The 18,234-nt window shown below is 53.3% G+C and carries 17 protein-coding genes; 9 read left to right on the top strand and 8 right to left on the bottom strand.

Annotated elements, in window-relative coordinates; genetic code table 11:
• Positions 1-38: 38 nt before the first annotated feature.
• The 8 genes from tnaA to rpmH all read right to left on the bottom strand — a co-directional run bounded on the left by tnaA (position 39) and on the right by rpmH (position 6,772).
• Positions 39-1,454 (bottom strand): tryptophanase, encoded by a 1,416-nt coding sequence (tnaA, locus tag GBC03_04390; GenBank protein QFS69505.1) that lies wholly within the window; start codon positions 1,452-1,454, stop codon positions 39-41.
• Positions 1,455-1,697: 243 nt separating this feature from the next.
• Positions 1,698-1,772 carry a tryptophanase leader peptide gene (gene tnaC, locus GBC03_04385; GenBank protein ID QFS73911.1) on the bottom strand — a complete coding sequence of 25 codons (75 nt, stop codon included), beginning with the start codon at positions 1,770-1,772 and terminating at the stop codon, positions 1,698-1,700.
• 150 nt (positions 1,773-1,922) lie between these two features.
• Positions 1,923-2,852 (bottom strand): haloacid dehalogenase-like hydrolase, encoded by a 930-nt coding sequence (locus GBC03_04380; GenBank protein ID QFS69504.1) that lies wholly within the window; start codon positions 2,850-2,852, stop codon positions 1,923-1,925.
• A gap of 67 nt (positions 2,853-2,919) precedes the next feature.
• A complete protein-coding gene (gene mnmE, locus GBC03_04375) occupies positions 2,920-4,284 on the bottom strand; it encodes a tRNA uridine-5-carboxymethylaminomethyl(34) synthesis GTPase MnmE (GenBank protein QFS69503.1) in 1,365 nt (454 codons plus the stop codon).
• A 101-nt stretch (positions 4,285-4,385) separates the two neighbouring features.
• A complete protein-coding gene (yidC, locus tag GBC03_04370) occupies positions 4,386-6,032 on the bottom strand; it encodes a membrane protein insertase YidC (protein QFS69502.1) in 1,647 nt (548 codons plus the stop codon).
• Between the two features lie 2 nt (positions 6,033-6,034).
• Positions 6,035-6,292 (bottom strand): membrane protein insertion efficiency factor YidD, encoded by a 258-nt coding sequence (gene yidD, locus GBC03_04365; GenBank protein QFS69501.1) that lies wholly within the window; start codon positions 6,290-6,292, stop codon positions 6,035-6,037.
• Positions 6,256-6,615 (bottom strand): ribonuclease P protein component, encoded by a 360-nt coding sequence (rnpA, locus tag GBC03_04360; protein QFS69500.1) that lies wholly within the window; start codon positions 6,613-6,615, stop codon positions 6,256-6,258. Before rnpA ends, yidD begins: the two co-directional genes overlap by 37 nt.
• A 16-nt stretch (positions 6,616-6,631) precedes the next feature.
• Positions 6,632-6,772, bottom strand: a complete 141-nt coding sequence (gene rpmH, locus GBC03_04355) for a 50S ribosomal protein L34 (protein QFS69499.1) — start codon at positions 6,770-6,772, stop codon at positions 6,632-6,634.
• A gap of 607 nt (positions 6,773-7,379) precedes the next feature.
• On the opposite strand from rpmH, the gene dnaA reads away from it, so the two are divergent.
• The 9 genes from dnaA (at position 7,380) to dgoD (ending at position 18,126) form a co-directional block, all read left to right on the top strand.
• Positions 7,380-8,789 (top strand): chromosomal replication initiator protein DnaA, encoded by a 1,410-nt coding sequence (gene dnaA / locus GBC03_04350; protein QFS69498.1) that lies wholly within the window; start codon positions 7,380-7,382, stop codon positions 8,787-8,789.
• Positions 8,790-8,793: 4 nt separating this feature from the next.
• Complete coding sequence (gene dnaN / locus GBC03_04345; protein QFS69497.1) at positions 8,794-9,894, top strand: DNA polymerase III subunit beta; 1,101 nt, start codon at positions 8,794-8,796, stop codon at positions 9,892-9,894.
• Between the two features lie 129 nt (positions 9,895-10,023).
• A complete protein-coding gene (gene recF / locus GBC03_04340) occupies positions 10,024-11,097 on the top strand; it encodes a DNA replication/repair protein RecF (GenBank protein ID QFS69496.1) in 1,074 nt (357 codons plus the stop codon).
• A gap of 28 nt (positions 11,098-11,125) precedes the next feature.
• Positions 11,126-13,540, top strand: coding sequence for a DNA topoisomerase (ATP-hydrolyzing) subunit B (gyrB, locus tag GBC03_04335; protein ID QFS69495.1), 2,415 nt, complete (start codon positions 11,126-11,128; stop codon positions 13,538-13,540).
• Positions 13,541-13,754: 214 nt separating this feature from the next.
• On the top strand, positions 13,755-14,567 hold the full coding sequence (locus GBC03_04330; protein ID QFS69494.1) for a sugar-phosphatase: 813 nt from the start codon (positions 13,755-13,757) through the stop codon (positions 14,565-14,567).
• A gap of 248 nt (positions 14,568-14,815) precedes the next feature.
• Positions 14,816-15,505 carry an FCD domain-containing protein gene (locus GBC03_04325; GenBank protein QFS69493.1) on the top strand — a complete coding sequence of 230 codons (690 nt, stop codon included), beginning with the start codon at positions 14,816-14,818 and terminating at the stop codon, positions 15,503-15,505.
• Positions 15,502-16,380, top strand: a complete 879-nt coding sequence (locus GBC03_04320; protein ID QFS69492.1) for a 2-oxo-3-deoxygalactonate kinase — start codon at positions 15,502-15,504, stop codon at positions 16,378-16,380. Before GBC03_04325 ends, GBC03_04320 begins: the two co-directional genes overlap by 4 nt.
• The gene (locus tag GBC03_04315) at positions 16,364-16,981 is read left to right on the top strand and encodes a 2-dehydro-3-deoxy-6-phosphogalactonate aldolase (protein QFS69491.1); all 618 of its coding nucleotides are present in this window, start codon (positions 16,364-16,366) and stop codon (positions 16,979-16,981) included. The genes GBC03_04320 and GBC03_04315 overlap by 17 nt, the downstream gene beginning before the upstream one ends.
• Positions 16,978-18,126 (top strand): galactonate dehydratase, encoded by a 1,149-nt coding sequence (gene dgoD, locus GBC03_04310; protein ID QFS69490.1) that lies wholly within the window; start codon positions 16,978-16,980, stop codon positions 18,124-18,126. The genes GBC03_04315 and dgoD overlap by 4 nt, the downstream gene beginning before the upstream one ends.
• Positions 18,127-18,234 lie beyond the last annotated feature (108 nt).

The raw sequence follows: 18,234 nt of genomic DNA, 5'->3' as shown, positions 1-18,234 counted from the left end.
GGTGGTTATTATCGTATAACCACCCATAATATTTATAATTAAACTTCTTTCAGTTTAGCGGTGAAATGACGTAATACTTTAGGTTCGTAAGTGAAGGTTAGCCCTTTAATGTTCACTGCATTTTCTTTGACATGCTCAAAGGCTTCGATAATGAAGTCCATATGAGATTGGGTATATGTCGCCCTGGGGATAGTTAAACGCAGGAGCTCAGCCGGACAAGGTAGCTGCTTACCAGTTTTAGGATCTCTGCCTAATAAGAATGACCCGATTTCAACGGCCCGAATACCGGCCACTCTATAAAGTTCGCAAGCGAGAGCCTGAGCCGGGAACTGTTCTGCCGGAATGTGCGGCAATAATTTACCCGCATCCACAAATGCCGCATGTCCGCCAGCCTGTTGGCAGGTGACACCAATCGCTTCGAGGCCATCGACCAAATATTGTACCTGTGCGATACGATAGGCCAGCCAGTCCTGATTCATGCCATCAACCAGGCCCACCGCAAGACGCTCCATTGCCCCACCTTCCAGACCACCGTAAGTTGGGAAGCCTTCCTGTACGACGCACAGGGTTCTGCACTCGGTATAAACGTCAAAATAGCGGTCGTCTTTAACGCACAGTAAGCCACCCATCGGCACCATCGCATCTTTTTTCGCGGACATTGCCAGCATATCGGCATATTTGTAGGTTTCGCGGGTAATTTCTTCGATGCTCCAGTCCCTGTATTCTGCTTCGCGTTTCTGGATAAAATAAGCATTCTCGGCAAAACGTGCGGAGTCCATCACCACCGGAATATCATATTTTTTAGCGATATTATACATGGCTTTCAGGTTGGCTAATGAAACAGGTTGCCCACCCGCAGAGTTGCTTGTGATGGTCGCCACAATATACGGTACGTTGTTTGCGCCAACTTCCTGAATGCCGCGCTCTAATCCATCGAGATCAAAATTTCCCTTAAAGTCGTAACGAACGCCGGTATCAAAAGCCTCTTTGATATACACGTTGCGTACGGTGCAGCCGTTGATTTGACTGTGTCCCTGGGTGGTGTCGAAGAAGTAGTTGGAGAATGCCACCATTTTACTTCTGTCTAACCCTTTTTCCTGCTCACGCTTTTTGATTAATACTGGAATATAAATTTGCTCTGCACCGCGGCCCTGATGCGTTGGAATAGTATATTGATAGCCGAAAATGGTTTTCACTGCTTCAGACAGCGCATAATAACTGCGACTGCCGCTGTAAGCTTCATCTCCACGCAACATTGCAGCTTGCATATTCTGTGTCACTGCGCCAGTACCACTATCGGTTAGCAGGTCAATAAAGACATCTTCACTATCCAACAGAAAAGGGTTCATTCCTGATTTAATGATTGCGTTATCCCGATGATCTCTGGTTGTACGTTTTACCGGTTCAATAACACGAATACGGAAGGGTTCTGGTAAATGTTTAAAGTTATCCATGACATAATCCTTTAATTTATTTGACGGTATTGAATCAATACGTCGACATACGGGCATATATATGCCCGGCACAATTCATTCCACATTTATTTCAGCCATGACTGTCTTTTCGTTTTAAAAAACGAACAGGCATACGTGGCGTTGCGATATGCAACCACAATGAGGAATTGAGTTATGTTTGAAATGTGCCAAATGAACAGACTACGAATAGCCTATGCTCTGGCAAAATAAAGGCAGGGAAACTTAAGGGTGGTGATTGACAATTTTATTGTCAACATTAAACCATTTTGAAATGATGTATGAACTTAAGATAATCATGATGAGTTATCCTCTTTAGACACAAGGCTACATTATGGTAATGAAAATATTTGTCTATGAGAGAATAATTTAACTGTGATAAAAATCACAGTTAAATTAAAATCGAATTAATTAAGGATCATTCAATAAAATCCTAATTACAATATTACGTTAACGATTCACCGAACGCGCGATACGCGTATAGGTATGCCTGACGCCACGAATCGCTACGCTATAGGCCAGGATATTTTCTGGCAATGCCATCCCCATATAGCCGGTATCGCCAATATGATGGAGATCTGCCCCCGCCATCTTACTCATCAGGGCTATCTGGCGAATCGTACTGACGTCTGCGCCCTCCTGAGAGGTGCCGATTGCCGTCATTGCCAGCGCACCGTGCGCGTGCGCACACGCGATCAGCGACTCTACCTTTTGCTGGCTCATGCCAGGCACGGTTCCCGGAGCCGGTATGAGCACAATATCTGCGCCTTGCTCCGCAAATGCGGCGACGTCACTTTCGCTGATAATCGCGCTGCCGCTCTCACGCACGATGCCTGCACCGTGCATTTTACCGGTGATGATAATGGCGCGGTCACCCGCGGCTTCGCGGATCGCTTTCACGGCTTTTCCCAGAGAGTGATTGCTGACGCCGTTATTGGGATTTCCCGTCAGTACCAGGATCTTCGCCCCCATCTCGACCAGTTTGCGGGCATTCTCTGCGGTTGCGGCACGGCCTGGCTTCATCTTCCAGATGTCATCATGCGCAATGGCAAACTCAGGATCAACGGCCTCCAGGTTGACGCCAATGATGCGACCGGTCAGGCGCTGCAGTTCATGCAACGTCTGATCCGGTGCAGTACCGGCAGGCATTCCCTGGATCAACGGTGCTTCGCTATCGAACATGTTAATCAGCAGAATGTCCGCCCCCTGCGACGCGGCAAGTTCGGCATTGGTGACGTTATTGAGCAGCGGTTGGGTAATGGCGATAGTTTCACTGACCAGGATGCGGCCTTCACTGGCGCGGATTGCATACAGCAGCGCGGTTTTGTCCATGCACGCGAAATCTGACGCCGTGCAGTCAAGTAAACGTTTATGTTCCATAAAAAGGGATCCTCTTATAAAACGATAACGCCCCGAATTAACCGTCGATTAATTCGGGGCTACGGGATTACTTACCGATACAGAAGCTGGAGAAAATCCGTCCCAGCAGATCGTCGGAGGTAAACTCACCGGTTATCTCACTTAAGCTTTGCTGCGCCAGACGTAGCTCTTCAGCCAGTAGTTCACCCGCCCACGCGCCTAACAGTTGAGCTTTGCCCTGCTGGAGATGCTCAGCGGCTTCTGCCAGCGCCTGCAGGTGACGACGACGGGCCAGGAAACCGCCTTCCATATTGGTATCGAAACCCATGCTCTGTTTGAGATGGTTACGCAGCACGTCCACGCCTTCACCGGTACGTGCCGAAAGGCGAACCAGTGAGTGACCATTCACCTCGCTGATACCCAGCGGCTCGCCGGTGATATCCGCTTTGTTACGTACCACGGTAATCGGCAGTTTTGACGGCAAACGGGCGATGAAGTCCGGCCAGATATCAGTCGGGTCAACGGCATCCGTGGTAGTACCATCCACCATGAACAGTACGCGATCCGCCTGCTCAATTTCCTGCCAGGCACGCTCAATACCGATACGTTCGACTTCGTCGCTGGCCTCTCGCAGACCGGCTGTGTCGATAATGTGCAGTGGCATGCCGTCGATATGGATGTGTTCACGCAGCACGTCGCGCGTGGTACCGGCGATGTCGGTAACAATGGCGGCTTCACGGCCCGCCAGCGCGTTCAGAAGGCTCGATTTTCCGGCATTAGGGCGTCCGGCAATAACCACCTTCATTCCTTCACGCAGTAGGCTCCCCTGACGCGCTTCAGCGCGGACGGCATCGAGGTCGGCAATCACGCCATTCAACTGCGCTTCGATTTTGCCATCGGACAGGAAGTCTATCTCTTCATCCGGAAAGTCGATGGCCGCTTCAACATAGATGCGCAGGTGAGTGAGTGCTTCCACCAGATGGTTAACGCGGGCGGAAAACGCCCCCTGTAACGAGTTCAACGCCGAGCGCGCGGCCTGCTCTGAGCTGGCGTCAATCAGGTCGGCAATTGCCTCCGCCTGGGCTAAGTCGAGCTTATCATTGAGAAACGCGCGTTCAGAGAACTCGCCGGGTCGGGCAATACGCAGACCCGGCAGCGTCAGAATACGTTTTAACAGCAGGTCGAGAATGACCGGCCCGCCGTGTCCCTGCAACTCCAGTACGTCCTCGCCGGTAAACGAGTTAGGGCCGGGAAACCACAGGGCGATCCCCTGGTCCAGCGCAGTACCGTCGGCATCTTTAAACGGCAGATAGTCGGCGTAACGAGGTTTGGGCAGCTTGCCCAGAACGGCTTCGGCTACCTCACGCGCCTTCAGGCCGGAGATACGCAGAATACCAACACCACCGCGTCCCGGTGGGGTTGCCTGGGCGACGATAGTGTCGTTATGGCTCATGATAGTTCTCTTCGTAAATGTAAAAAAGGCGGTCTGATGACCGCCCTTTTTTACTGTTCCTTCCGCCGGGTGGCGCTTCGCTTACCCGGCCTACAACCGAATCAGGATTTTTTCTTCTCGCGGCTATGCAGACCACGTTTTTCCAGACCACGGTAAATCAGCTGCTGCTGAATAATGGTCACCAGGTTGCTGACGATGTAGTACAGCACCAGACCTGACGGGAACCACAGGAAGAACACGGTGAAGATGACCGGCATAAAGGTCATGATCTTCTGCTGCATCGGGTCGGTCACGGTGGTCGGCGACATCTTCTGGATGAAGAACATCGTTACACCCATCAGGATCGGCAGGATGTAGTACGGGTCCTGTGCAGATAAGTCATGGATCCACAAGGCAAACGGCGCATGACGCAGTTCCACGGAGCCCATCAGCATGTAGTACAACGCCAGGAAGATAGGCATCTGGATGATCAGCGGGAAGCAGCCACCCAGTGGGTTAACCTTCTCAGCCTTGTACAGTGCCATCATCTCCTGACTCTGACGCTGTTTGTCATCGCCCAGACGCTCACGCATTGCCTGAATCTTCGGCTGCAGCATACGCATCTTCGCCATGGAGGTGTACTGCGCTTTGGTCAGCGGGTACATGATGCCACGAACGATAAAGGTGATGATGATAATGGAGAAGCCCCAGTTACCGACGAAGCTATGGATCCATTTCAGCAGTTTAAACAGCGGCTGAGAGATGAACCACAACCAACCGTAATCTACGGTCAGATCCAGGTGCGGTGCAACGGCCGCCATTTTATCCTGAATTTCCGGGCCAACCCACAGGGTGCTGGTCATTGCGCCAGACTGGCCTGGCTGAACCAGTACCGGCTGAGATTTATAGCCGATAGCGGCAATGCCGTTGCCCAGGTTCGCGGTGTAGAAGTTGTTGGTACCGTCGTTACGTGGCACCCATGCCGTTGCAAAATACTGTTGCAGCATCGCGACCCAACCGTCTTTCGCATTGACGTTCAGGTTTTCGTTATCCGCGATGGTGTCAAATTTGTATTTTTCATATTTCTCATCTGGCGTGGAGTACGCTGCGCCACGGAAAGTATGCAGTGCGAAGTTGCTGCTTCCGGTGTCACGATGAGACGGCAGATTGATGGATTGCTTCAACTGACCAAAGGTGGCGATCTCCAGCGGTTTCTCGCTGGCGTTCTGCACGCTGTAGTTCACGTTAACCGCATAGTCACCACGTTTGAGGACAAACGTTTTGGTAAAGGTATTACCCGCGGCATCCGTATAGGTCATCGGGATCTGCAGCTCGTTCTGACCATCAGCCAGTACAAAGGCGTCTTTTTCGACGTTGTACAGCGGACGTGGACCGTTAGCCGGGTTATCCGGGCCGTCACGACCTGTCAGACCGCTCTGAGCCTGATAGATAAACTGCGGCGTAGTTTCCAGCAGTTGGAACGGTTCGCTGGAACCGAGTTCTTTCGGGTAAGCTGGCAGCAGGGCCTGTTCCACATCACCACCACGGGTGTTGATGGTCAGATCAAGCACGTCAGTCTTAACCGTAATCAGTTTCCCCTGGCCACTGGCCGGTACGCCCTGGTCGGCGGCGCTACCCGCTGCGGTGGTCGTTGTCTGCGTGGTCTGTTGGGTCTGAGGTTGAGGATTTTTATCCTGCTCCCAGGCTTGCCAGATCATGAAAGACACGAACAGCAAAGCGATGACTAAAAGATTGCGTTGCGAATCCATCGTTAGTGTTCTCTGGTATCAAATGGTCCGGGCGGGACGGGATCGTCACCACCAGGGTGTAAAGGGTGGCATTTTAATACGCGTTTCACCGTCAACCAACTGCCTTTTATCACTCCAAACCTGCGCAATGCCTCAATTCCGTAGCTTGAACACGTTGGAGTGAAACGGCAATGCGGCCCAAGCAGCGGACTGATCAGGCGTTGATAGACCCGGATTAGGGCTATCAGGACCCGCGAGCCAGGCGACAGTGGCGGCGCCATAATTTTTCCAACGCTTCCGAGAGAGCACGGTTATCGAGGTCAGCAACCCCTTTTTTCGCCACCACCACGAAGTCCATTGCTGGCAACTCGTGTTGACGCAGACGAAAGCTTTCACGCGTCAGACGTTTAATCCGATTGCGTTCATGAGCGCGTCGAACGTTTTTCTTGGCGACGGTAAGACCGATACGGGGATGCCCCAGCGAATTCAGGCGGCCGAGGATGGTGATTTGCGGCGTGCCAGCCCGTTGTGGCTGCTGGAAGACGAATGTGAAATGATTGGGAGTTAACAAACGTAACTCCCTGGGAAATGCGAGCTTAACCACTCAGGGGTTAGCTTTATTACTTGGAAACGGTCAGACGAGCGCGGCCTTTAGCACGACGACGTGCCAGAACCTGACGACCATTTTTAGTAGCCATACGAGCACGGAAGCCGTGAGAACGGTTGCGCTTCAGTACAGACGGTTGAAAAGTGCGTTTCATGGCGATTTCTACCTAAACTTGAATAAATTCACTGACTTTTGCGTATACCCGAACGAGTTTCGAACGACTTACGCCACAGTGTGGGTGATTAAAGAGGCCGGATTGTAATAATTGTACACTCCGGAGTCAATTCTCTTTGCTTAAATCCCTGCCTTTTTCCGCACCTTTTCGCGTGAAAATCAGGCAGCGTTGACACCGTGTTACGGGCATCGCGCGACGGGGGAAAGATTATACGGCCTGATGAACAAAGCGCAAGGATCGCTCGGGATCTTTATGAGATCGTTTTAGCAGTATAGCGTCTTTACTCATTAATTTTTCCAATATGCGGGCGAAATCGTGCAGCACTTCTCCAGGATCGTTTACACTTATCCGGTCCTGTGAAGGCCTGTGGATAAATCAGGAAGAATCTGTGAGAAACAGAAGATCTCTTGCTCAGTTTACGCTATGATCCGCGGTCCCGATCGTTTCAAAGGATCCTGATCGGGTTAAAATTGCAGATAGCAATTCGCACGTCACCCTTTGCATAGGGTCTAGTCGATGTGCGTCAACAATCAATGAATGTTTCAGCCTTTGTCATTTATCGACTTTTGTTCGAGTGGAGTCCGCCGTGTCACTTTCGCTTTGGCAGCAGTGTCTTGCCCGATTGCAGGATGAGTTACCAGCCACAGAATTCAGTATGTGGATACGCCCTTTGCAGGCGGAACTGAGCGATAACACGCTGGCTTTGTATGCGCCAAACCGTTTTGTGCTCGATTGGGTAAGAGACAAGTACCTTAACAATATCAATGGGCTGCTGAATAACTTCTGCGGTGCAGATGCTCCGCAGCTGCGTTTTGAGGTCGGGACGAAACCCGTCAGTCAGACGCTGAGGACGCCCGTGCACAACAATGTTTCCGCACCGGCTCAGGTGACGCATCAGGTGCAGCCACAGCGCGCAGCGCCTGTTTCGACGCGTTCGGGCTGGGACAATGTGCCCGCGCCAGCAGAACCGACCTATCGCTCTAACGTCAACGTCAAACACACGTTTGATAATTTCGTTGAAGGTAAATCTAACCAGCTGGCACGCGCTGCGGCGCGTCAGGTGGCGGACAACCCAGGCGGCGCCTATAACCCGCTGTTCCTTTACGGCGGCACCGGTCTGGGTAAAACCCACCTGTTGCACGCGGTGGGAAACGGTATTATGGCGCGCAAGCCCAATGCCAAAGTGGTGTATATGCACTCCGAGCGCTTTGTACAGGACATGGTAAAAGCCCTGCAAAACAACGCGATCGAAGAGTTTAAACGCTATTACCGTTCCGTCGACGCCCTGCTCATCGATGACATCCAGTTCTTTGCCAATAAAGAACGATCCCAGGAAGAGTTTTTCCACACCTTTAACGCCCTTCTCGAAGGCAATCAGCAGATCATTTTGACCTCGGATCGCTATCCAAAAGAGATCAACGGTGTTGAGGATCGTCTGAAATCCCGCTTCGGCTGGGGGCTGACGGTAGCGATCGAACCGCCAGAACTGGAAACCCGTGTGGCGATCCTGATGAAAAAAGCCGACGAGAATGACATTCGTCTGCCGGGGGAAGTGGCCTTCTTTATTGCCAAGCGGCTACGCTCTAACGTGCGTGAGCTGGAAGGGGCGCTGAACCGAGTGATTGCCAACGCTAACTTTACCGGTCGGGCGATTACTATCGACTTCGTTCGCGAAGCGCTGCGCGATCTGCTGGCGTTGCAGGAAAAACTGGTCACTATCGACAATATTCAGAAGACGGTGGCGGAGTATTACAAAATCAAAATTGCGGATTTGCTGTCCAAGCGTCGTTCTCGCTCGGTAGCGCGTCCGCGTCAGATGGCCATGGCACTGGCGAAAGAACTCACTAACCACAGTCTGCCGGAAATTGGCGACGCGTTTGGTGGGCGCGACCACACTACGGTGCTTCATGCCTGCCGTAAGATTGAGCAGTTGCGTGAAGAAAGCCATGATATTAAAGAAGATTTCTCAAACTTAATCAGAACATTATCTTCGTGACGCTATGAAATTTACCGTTGAACGTGAACATTTATTAAAGCCGCTTCAGCAGGTCAGCGGCCCGCTGGGTGGTCGTCCTACACTGCCTATTCTCGGCAACCTGTTGCTGCAGGTAGCTGACGGTGCGCTTTCGCTGACGGGTACCGATCTTGAAATGGAAATGGTGGCCCGCGTTGCGTTGATTCAGCCGCATGAGCCTGGCGCAACCACTGTCCCGGCGCGGAAGTTCTTTGATATCTGCCGTGGCCTGCCGGAAGGCGCAGAAATTGCTGTCCAACTGGAAGGCGATCGCATGCTGGTGCGTTCAGGTCGCAGCCGTTTTTCGCTTTCCACGCTGCCTGCCGCCGACTTCCCGAATCTGGATGACTGGCAGAGTGAGGTAGAATTTACCCTGCCGCAGGCAACGATGAAGCGCCTGATTGAAGCTACCCAGTTCTCTATGGCGCATCAGGACGTACGTTACTACTTAAATGGCATGCTGTTTGAGACCGAAGGCGAAGAGTTGCGTACCGTGGCGACCGATGGTCACCGCCTGGCGGTCTGCTCTATGCCTATCGGCCAATCGCTGCCCAGCCATTCGGTGATCGTGCCGCGTAAAGGTGTGATTGAACTGATGCGTATGCTCGACGGCGGCGATAACCCGCTGCGCGTGCAGATTGGCAGCAACAATATCCGCGCGCACGTTGGCGACTTTATCTTTACTTCTAAGCTGGTGGACGGTCGCTTCCCGGATTACCGTCGCGTTCTGCCGAAAAATCCGGATAAACATCTGGAAGCCGGCTGCGATATCCTCAAGCAGGCTTTTGCCCGCGCGGCGATCCTCTCGAACGAGAAATTCCGCGGCGTGCGTCTGTATGTGAGCGAAAATCAGCTCAAAATCACCGCGAATAACCCGGAGCAGGAAGAAGCCGAAGAGATTCTGGACGTCACCTATCCGGGAACCGAAATGGAGATCGGCTTTAACGTCAGCTACGTGCTGGATGTTCTGAATGCGCTGAAGTGCGAAAACGTGCGCATCATGTTGACCGACTCTGTTTCCAGCGTACAGATTGAAGATGCGGCATCACAAAGCGCGGCTTATGTTGTTATGCCAATGCGCTTGTAGTATTTGAAAGGGGCTGGTTTACTTGCCATTTCATCTCCCGGCAGTGCTCAAAATGCTCACGTACTTCGCGTACGCTCCGCTTTTTGCGCACTGACGGCAGACGCGCCCCTTGAATGATGATGAGCTGATATGTCGCTATCCCGACTTCTAATCAAAGATTTCCGCAATATCGAAAATGCGGATCTCGCGTTATCCCCCGGCTTTAATTTCCTGGTTGGCGCTAACGGCAGCGGTAAAACCAGCGTTCTGGAAGCTATCTATACGCTCGGCCACGGTCGTGCGTTTCGCAGTTTGCAGATTGGTCGCGTCATTCGCCACGAGCAGGAGTCGTTCGTGCTTCACGGGCGGTTGCAGGGCGAAGAGCGGGAAACATCGATTGGGTTAACGAAAGATAAGCTGGGTGACAGCAAAGTGCGCATTGACGGTACCGATGGTCACAAGGTGGCGGAACTGGCGCTATTGATGCCGATGCAACTGATCACCCCCGAGGGGTTTACTTTACTCAACGGCGGCCCCAAATACAGAAGAGCATTCCTCGATTGGGGATGCTTTCACAATGAAGCCGGATTTTTCACCGCCTGGAGCAACCTTAAGCGCTTGCTCAGGCAGCGCAATGCGGCGCTGCGCCAGGTGAGTCGTTACGAGCAACTGCGTCCGTGGGATAAAGAACTGATCCCACTGGCGGAACAAATCAGCACCTGGCGCGCGGAGTACAGCGCCGGTATCGCGCAGGATATGGCGGATACCTGCCAGCAGTTTCTTCCTGAATTTTCTCTCTCCTTCTCTTTCCAGCGCGGCTGGGAGAAAGAGACGGATTATGCCGAGGTGCTGGAACGCGGTTTTGAACGCGACCGCATGTTGACCTACACCGCGCATGGCCCGCATAAAGCGGATTTCCGCATACGCGCCGACGGTGCGCCGGTGGAAGATACCTTATCGCGTGGGCAGTTAAAGCTGCTAATGTGCGCCTTACGTCTGGCGCAAGGGGAGTTCCTCACCCGTGAGAGCGGGCGACGGTGTCTCTACCTGATAGATGATTTTGCCTCTGAACTTGATGATGCGCGTCGTGGACTGCTGGCCAGTCGATTAAAAGCGACACAATCTCAGGTCTTTGTCAGCGCAATCAGTGCTGAACACGTTCTGGACATGTCGGACAAAAATTCGAAGATGTTCACCGTGGAAAAGGGTAAAATAACGGATTAACCCAAGTTTAAATGAGCGAGAAACGTTGATGTCGAATTCTTATGACTCCTCCAGTATCAAAGTCCTGAAAGGACTGGATGCGGTGCGTAAGCGCCCGGGTATGTATATCGGCGATACGGATGACGGCACCGGTTTGCACCACATGGTATTCGAGGTGGTAGATAACGCTATCGACGAAGCGCTCGCGGGTCACTGTAAAGATATTATTGTCACCATCCATGCCGACAACTCTGTCTCCGTACAGGATGATGGACGCGGTATCCCGACCGGTATTCACCCGGAAGAGGGCGTATCGGCGGCGGAAGTGATCATGACCGTTCTGCACGCAGGCGGTAAATTCGACGATAACTCCTATAAAGTGTCCGGCGGTCTGCACGGTGTGGGTGTCTCCGTAGTGAACGCCCTGTCGCAGAAACTGGAACTGGTTATCCAGCGCGATAACAAAATCCACCGTCAGATCTACGAGCACGGCGTCCCGCAGGCACCGCTTGCTGTGACCGGCGATACCGATAAAACCGGTACGATGGTGCGTTTCTGGCCGAGCTATGAAACCTTTACTAACGTCATTGAGTTCGAATACGAGATTCTGGCGAAGCGTCTGCGCGAGCTGTCGTTCCTGAACTCTGGCGTCTCCATTCGCCTGAAAGACAAGCGCGATGGTAAAGAAGACCATTTCCATTATGAAGGCGGCATCAAGGCGTTCGTTGAGTATCTGAACAAGAACAAAACGCCGATCCACCCGAATATCTTCTATTTCTCCACCGAAAAAGACGGCATCGGCGTGGAAGTCGCGCTGCAGTGGAACGACGGTTTCCAGGAAAACATCTACTGCTTTACCAACAACATTCCTCAGCGTGACGGCGGTACGCACCTTGCTGGCTTCCGTGCGGCGATGACCCGTACCCTGAACGCCTACATGGACAAAGAAGGCTACAGCAAAAAGGCGAAAGTCAGCGCCACCGGTGATGACGCCCGTGAAGGTCTGATTGCCGTGGTGTCTGTGAAGGTACCGGATCCGAAATTCTCCTCCCAGACCAAAGATAAGCTGGTCTCCTCTGAGGTGAAAACGGCGGTAGAACAGCAGATGAACGAACTGCTGAGCGAATACCTGCTGGAAAATCCGTCTGACGCCAAAATCGTGGTCGGCAAAATTATCGATGCGGCCCGTGCCCGTGAAGCGGCTCGTCGCGCGCGTGAAATGACGCGTCGTAAAGGGGCTCTGGATCTGGCGGGTCTGCCGGGCAAGCTGGCGGACTGTCAGGAACGCGACCCGGCGCTGTCTGAATTGTACCTTGTGGAAGGGGACTCCGCGGGCGGCTCTGCAAAACAGGGGCGTAACCGTAAGAACCAGGCGATTCTGCCGCTGAAGGGTAAAATCCTCAACGTAGAGAAAGCGCGCTTCGACAAGATGCTCTCTTCCCAGGAAGTGGCGACGCTTATCACCGCGCTCGGTTGTGGTATTGGTCGTGACGAGTACAACCCGGATAAATTGCGCTATCACAGCATCATCATCATGACCGATGCGGACGTCGATGGCTCGCACATCCGTACGCTGCTGTTGACTTTCTTCTATCGTCAGATGCCGGAAATTGTGGAACGCGGCCACGTGTACATTGCCCAGCCACCGCTGTACAAGGTGAAAAAAGGCAAACAGGAACAGTACATTAAAGACGATGAAGCGATGGACCAGTACCAGATCTCCATCGCGCTGGATGGCGCAACGCTGCACATCAACGCCAGCGCGCCGGCACTGTCTGGCGAAGCGTTAGAAAAACTGGTTTCTGAGTACAATACTACGCAGAAAATGATTGGTCGTATGGAGCGTCGCTTCCCGAAAGCGCTGCTGAAAGAGCTGGTTTATCAGCCGACGCTGACCGAAGCCAACCTGGCTGACGAGCAGACAGTGACCCGTTGGGTGAACACACTGATTACTGAGCTGAACGAGAAAGAACAGCACGGTAGCCAGTGGAAGTTCGATATCCAGCACAATACGGAACAGAATCTGTTTGAACCGATCGTTCGCGTGCGTACCCATGGTGTGGACACCGATTACGCGCTGGATCATGAGTTTGTGACTGGTGCTGAATACCGTCGTATTTGCACACTCGGCGAGAAACTGCGTGGCCTGATCGAAGACGACGCGTTTATTGAACGTGGCGAACGTCGTCAACCGGTTACCAGCTTCGAGCAGGCGCTGGACTGGCTGGTGAAAGAGTCACGTCGCGGCCTTGCGATCCAGCGTTATAAAGGTCTGGGCGAGATGAACCCGGATCAGCTGTGGGAAACCACCATGGATCCGGAAAGTCGTCGTATGCTGCGCGTTACCGTGAAGGATGCGATTGCTGCCGACCAGCTGTTCACCACGTTGATGGGCGACGCCGTTGAACCGCGTCGTGCCTTCATCGAAGAGAACGCCCTGAAAGCGGCAAATATCGATATTTAATCCATGCCTGTAGGCCGGATAAGGCGGTTTTACGCCGCCATCCGGCAAGATTCTGCGTTATGCCTGATGGCGCGTTGCTTATCAGGCCGACAATCGATCGTCAAAAGGGGAATCCTGATTCCCCTTCCTATCCCCCTTTATCCCCGACTCTTTTACTGTTTTTTGAGCGGAATCGCGTTAGCATGAGTCAGGACTCATTTAATGCGGGGAATTCATGGCTATCAAACTCATTGCTATCGATATGGATGGCACTCTTCTGCTGCCCGATCACACCATTTCACCCGCGGTTAAACGTGCGATTGCCGCCGCCCGTGAAAAAGGGGTCAACGTGGTGCTGACCACCGGTCGTCCGTATGCTGGCGTGCACAGCTATCTGAAAGAACTGCATATGGAGCAGCCCGGCGATTACTGTATCACCTACAACGGTGCGCTGGTGCAGAAGGCTGGCGATGGCAGTACCGTTGCGCAAACTGCGCTGAGCTATGACGACTACCGCTACCTGGAAAAACTCTCCCGCGAGGTGGGTTCGCACTTTCACGCGCTGGATCGTACCACGCTGTATACTGCGAACCGCGATATCAGCTACTACACCGTGCATGAATCCTATGTCGCGACCATTCCTCTGGTGTTCTGTGAAGCGGAGAAGATGGATCCGCAAACGCAGTTCCTGAAAGTGATGATGATTGATGAACCCGCGATCCTCGATCGGGCCATCGCCCGTATTCCGGCGGAAGTGAAAGAGAAGTATACCGTGCTGAAAAGTGCGCCGTACTTCCTCGAAATCCTCGACAAACGCGTCAATAAAGGCACTGGTGTGAAATCGCTGGCGGATGCGCTGGGTATCAAACCGGAGGAGATTATGGCGATTGGCGATCAGGAAAACGACATTGCGATGATCGAGTACGCTGGTCTTGGTGTGGCTATGGATAATGCCATTCCCTCGGTGAAAGAGGTTGCCAACTTTGTCACTAAATCGAATCTGGAAGATGGCGTCGCGTATGCCATTGAGCAGCACGTCCTGAAGTAATTCCTCCCGGTTGATTTGCCATAACCCGCGTTGATCGCGGGTTTTTTTATCCTCGTCGTTTACTCCTCATAACATTTTTATTACCGATTGTCGTTTTTGTGATCTAAATTGTAGTACAACACATTTGTGTTGTACTACATTGTGCGCAAAGGAATGGCGAATGACATCACGTTAGTACTACAAAATTGAGGCGAATTTCAGCGATAACGGTAAAGTAGAGGGGATCTTCCAGAGCACAAGGACTCTCCATGACTCTCAATAAAACCGATCGCATTGTCATCACGCTGGGCAAACAGATTGTCAGCGGCAAGTACGTACCGGGTGCGGCGCTCCCTGCGGAAGCGGAGCTGTGTGAGGAGTTTGAAACCTCACGCAACATCATTCGCGAAGTGTTTCGCTCGTTGATGGCGAAGCGGCTGATAGAAATGAAACGTTATCGCGGTGCCTTTGTAACACCGCGGAATCAGTGGAATTACCTCGATACCGACGTACTGCAATGGGTACTGGAAAACGACTACGACCCGCGGTTAATCAGCGCGATGAGCGAAGTCCGAAACCTGGTGGAACCAGCCATTGCTCGCTGGGCAGCGGAACGTGCGACCTCGAGTGATTTGGCTGAAATTGAATCGGCGCTCAATGACATGATCGCCAACAACCAGGACCGGGAGGCCTTTAATGAAGCGGATATCCGCTATCACGAGGCGGTATTGCAGTCGGTGCATAACCCGGTTTTACAACAGCTGAGCGTGGCGATCACCTCGCTTCAGCGAGCAGTATTTGAACGGACCTGGATGGGCGATGAAGCCAACATGCCAAAAACGCTCCAGGAACATAAGGCGCTATTCGATGCGATACGGCACCAGGATAGCAATGCGGCAGAGCAGGCGGCCCTGACCATGATCGCCAGCTCGACACGAAGGTTGAAGGAAATCACATGACATCTCGCTACATCGCTATTGACTGGGGATCGACCAATTTGCGCGCCTGGCTTTATCAGGGCGACAAATGCCTGGAAAGCAGGCATTCAGAAGCGGGCGTTACGCGTCTGAACGGCAGGTCCCCCGAAGCGGTGTTAGCAGATGTCACACAGCACTGGCGCGACAGCGCCACACCGGTGGTGATGGCAGGGATGGTGGGTAGCAACGTCGGCTGGAAGATTGCCCCGTATCTGCCGGTTCCTGCTCATTTCTCTGCCATTGGTGAGCAATTAACCGCCGTTAGCGACAATGTCTGGATCATTCCCGGCTTGTGTGTCTCACGCGATGATAACCACAATGTGATGCGCGGTGAAGAGACACAGCTTCTCGGCGCGCGCACGCTTTCTCCTTCTTCTGTCTATGTGATGCCCGGAACGCACTGTAAATGGGTGCAGGCTGATGCGCAGCAAATCCATGATTTTCGCACCGTAATGACCGGCGAATTACACCATTTGCTGTTGCAACACTCGCTGGTGGGTGCCGGTTTACCGGAGCAGCAGGCTTCTTCTGCCGCATTTACTGCTGGACTTGATCGTGGGATCCGCGCCGCTGCCGTTTTGCCGCAACTTTTTGAGGTCCGCGCCTCTCACGTGCTGGGCCATCTCCCGCGCGAGCAGGTCAGCGAATTTCTCTCCGGCCTGTTGATTGGCGCAGAAGTCGCCAGCATGAGTGAACAATTCGCCGGGTCGCAGTCCATTACTCTCGTCGCAGGTGCAGCGCTGACGTCCCGCTACCAGCAGGCGTTCCACGCCATTGGGCGTAACGTCTGTGCTGTGTCCGGCGATACGGCATTTCAGGCAGGTATAAGGAGCATCGCTCATGCAGTGGCAAACTAATCTCCCTCTCATCGCGATTTTGCGCGGTATAACCCCCGAGGAGGCACTCGCACACGTTGGCGCGGTGATCGACGCTGGATTTGACGCGGTGGAAATTCCGCTCAACTCGCCGCAGTGGGAAAAAAGCATTCCGGCGGTCGTCGACGCGTATGGCGATAAAGCGCTGATTGGCGCAGGTACGGTCTTAAAGCCAGAGCAGGTTGATAGGCTCGCCAAAATGGGTTGCAAACTGATCGTTACGCCGAACATTCAGCCGGAAGTCATTCGTCGTGCCGTGAGTTACGGCATGACCGTCTGTCCCGGCTGCGCGACGGCCTCGGAGGCCTTTACCGCGCTGGACGCCGGCGCGCAGGCGCTGAAAATTTTCCCGTCATCGGCCTTTGGTCCGGACTACATCAAAGCGCTGAAAGCGGTATTGCCCGCCAGTGCTCCGGTCTTCGCCGTGGGCGGCGTGACGCCAGAAAACCTGGCGCAGTGGATAAACGCCGGGTGTGTGGGCGCGGGGTTGGGCAGCGATCTGTATCGTGCCGGACAGTCCGTAGCGCGTACCGCACAGCAGGCGGCGGCATTTGTTAAGGCATATCGAGAGGTAGTGAAATGAAAATAACCAAACTCACCACGTACCGTTTACCTCCGCGTTGGATGTTCCTGAAAATTGAAACCGACGAAGGCGTCGTCGGCTGGGGCGAGCCGGTGATTGAAGGCCGCGCGCGTACCGTTGAAGCGGCGGTACATGAACTGGGTGATTACCTGATTGGTCAGGACCCGGCGCGTATTAACGATTTGTGGCAGGTGATGTACCGCGCAGGCTTCTATCGCGGTGGTCCGATTATGATGAGCGCCATCGCCGGTATCGACCAGGCGCTGTGGGACATCAAAGGTAAAGTGCTGAATGCTCCGGTCTGGCAGTTGATGGGCGGCCTGGTGCGCGACAAAATCAAAGCCTACAGCTGGGTTGGCGGCGATCGTCCTGCGGAAGTGATCGACGGCATTAAGCAGCTGCGCAATATCGGCTTTGACACCTTTAAGCTCAACGGCTGCGAAGAGATGGGGGTGATTGATAACTCGCGGGCGGTCGATCGTGCGGTGAATACCGTGGCGCAAATCCGTGAGGCTTTTGGCAACGAGATTGAGTTTGGTCTGGATTTCCACGGCCGCGTCAGCGCGCCAATGGCGAAAGTGCTGATTAAAGAGCTGGAGCCCTATCGCCCGCTGTTTATTGAAGAGCCGGTACTGGCGGAACAGGCGGAGTACTACCCGAAACTGGCCGAGCAGACCCATATTCCGATCGCCGCGGGTGAACGCATGTTTTCGCGCTTCGAGTTTAAACGGGTGCTGGAAGCGGGCGGGCTGGCGATTTTGCAGCCGGACCTGTCACATGCTGGCGGTATCACGGAATGCTACAAAATTGCCGCGATGGCGGAAGCCTATGACGTGGCGCTGGCTCCGCACTGCCCGCTGGGTCCTATCGCGCTGGCAGCCTGTCTGCACGTCGACTTTGTTTCGCGCAACGCGGTGTTCCAGGAACAAAGCATGGGCATTCACTATAACAAGGGCGCGGAGCTGCTCGACTTTGTGAAAAACAAAGACGATTTCAACATGGAAGGCGGGTTCTTTAAACCGTTGATGAAGCCGGGACTTGGCGTGGATATTGATGAGGCCAAAGTCATTGAGCTGAGTAAAAATGCGCCGGACTGGCGTAATCCGCTGTGGCGTCATGAAGACGGCAGTGTAGCGGAGTGGTAATTCGCCGGATGGCGCTACGCTGATCCGGCCTACCCCCTGTAGGCCCGGTAAGCGCAGCGCCACCGGGCATTAAATTCAACAATAAAAAACACACCCTCTGTAAATGAC

Source organism: Citrobacter telavivensis, from assembly GCA_009363175.1.
GTDB lineage: Bacteria > Pseudomonadota > Gammaproteobacteria > Enterobacterales > Enterobacteriaceae > Citrobacter_A > Citrobacter_A telavivensis.
This window is presented reverse-complemented; position numbering and strand designations above follow the sequence as displayed.